2 protein-coding genes are annotated in these 1,724 nt (G+C 43.4%); both read right to left on the bottom strand.

What is annotated here, in order from left to right:
• A partial coding sequence (locus LG34_RS16420; RefSeq protein ID WP_146190252.1) for an ABC transporter permease occupies window positions 1-438 on the bottom strand: 438 nt, incomplete at its 3' end.
• Between the two features lie 324 nt (window positions 439-762).
• The gene (locus LG34_RS16415; protein WP_109217031.1) at window positions 763-1,500 is read right to left on the bottom strand and encodes a YoaK family protein; all 738 of its coding nucleotides are present in this window, start codon (window positions 1,498-1,500) and stop codon (window positions 763-765) included.
• Window positions 1,501-1,724 lie beyond the last annotated feature (224 nt).

The raw sequence follows: 1,724 nt of genomic DNA, 5'->3' as shown, positions 1-1,724 counted from the left end.
TTTCAGTGGCGTCCCTATAGAGGTGGGAGTCATCTCCCATCTGATATATGGCACGCTGTTTGGCATTTGCAGTTTGAAAAATACCTGGCGTTTTGTAGCTGCGTAAGAGGCCATCATATCTTTTGCAAATGGTTTCAGTTCATTTAAACCGCGGTAAGCATTGATGCTCATGGACGCGATACTGACGATCATAACTACCAGTATTTTTGCTACCATGCTTCGTACTTCCGGCTGATTGCTGACATCTTTTGTCCAGTTTGTCATAACCGGTGCCAGCGCAACGATAGGGATCGCATTAAATGCGGATACGATCGGTAATCCTGCACCGCCCCACTTCGGAGCCATGGTTGCCAGAACTGCTACCAGATAACCGATGACGGAACCGACGATCAGTCCGATGGCAGATACCATCACCGTGGACTTGATATTTACCAGCATCGCGGATCAGTTATCATGAATGATCACCGCGATTCGTGTCGGGAGCGGAAGGGTAAATACATCCGTCCGCAAAATTGCGTGTATTGCCTGTGACTGCCACAGGATAAAAAAGGCGGCAGAGAAGTTTTGTTGTGACTTCTTTGCCGCTTTAAAGTTTCCTGTGAAAAGGTTGTTCCTTAATTTACGGTTGATTATACGCATTCGCTAAAACGATTTCAATTTCTCGGTGCACAATTTTTTTTGTGCTGTTGCACACAGTATCACCATCAAAAGAACGACAGGTCAAACATATGTAAGACCTGCCGTTCTTTGTCTATTACTTTTTTACTTTTGTTCTGTTTCCAGAAGTTCTACATCTTCCAGTTCTGTTTCCGCCTCTTTCGCAATTTCCTGCGGCCGCTCAGATTCAAGTACCATACTGTGTTTTACCACCAGAATCCAGCCCGTTGCCAACGGTACAGATCCCAGATATGCCGCGCGCACCGCAAAGGCATTGACTGCTATCGCTCCATAGCATGCCCCGATAAAAAAGGAAAGTACTGTATTGGTATACAAAATTCCTTTTTTCTTAAATTCCGGATCTTTTGTCAAAAAATACTGCGTCCAGCCGAGCATGGCCTGTTTGAAATTATTACTGGAAAAGATGGTCGCACTGTTGTAGCCGTTTGCCGATGAATATACGCCCCACTGAAATGCAGAACAGAAAAAAATCGGATACAGACCAACCAGCACTGGTTTTAACGGCAGTAATGAGGATGCCACTAATCCTGCTGCATCCACCAGAATCGCCAATTTACGCATATTTATGTTCGTATAATTCGTCAACAGGTAGGAAACTACCACTCCGCCGCCAAAAAGCGGTAATGCAAGCACTCTTAACAGCACATCGTACCACTCGCCTGATACTAAAGATGCTGCCATTTCCATGATATTTCCGGTCTGCGCCGAACCAAAATTTCCCATATGTAATAAAATCGCGTAAGCTCCAAGAAATCCACCCACAAGAGCAAAATTCCAGTGAATCAAAGCTTCCCACTGATCTTTTGTTACTTTTTTTCTCATTGTATTTGCCTTTCTTTTCAGAAATTGTAATGTCTTTGATTTTTTCCTTGCCTATCATAGCACTATCTCTTTTATTAAGCAAAAATTTTTTTACATACAAAAAGCACCCAAAGTTTTAATGCAGTCATTCCATAACCTGCGTTCAAACTCTGAGTGGTTTCCACACATATTTCAGCTCAGTCTGAGTTGAGACTCCCACTTCTGCAAGTGGTGAGTAGTAACAA

Origin of the sequence: Eubacterium ramulus, assembly GCF_003122485.1 — a bacterium.
Classification (GTDB): domain Bacteria; phylum Bacillota; class Clostridia; order Lachnospirales; family Lachnospiraceae; genus Eubacterium_I; species Eubacterium_I ramulus_A.
This window is presented reverse-complemented; position numbering and strand designations above follow the sequence as displayed.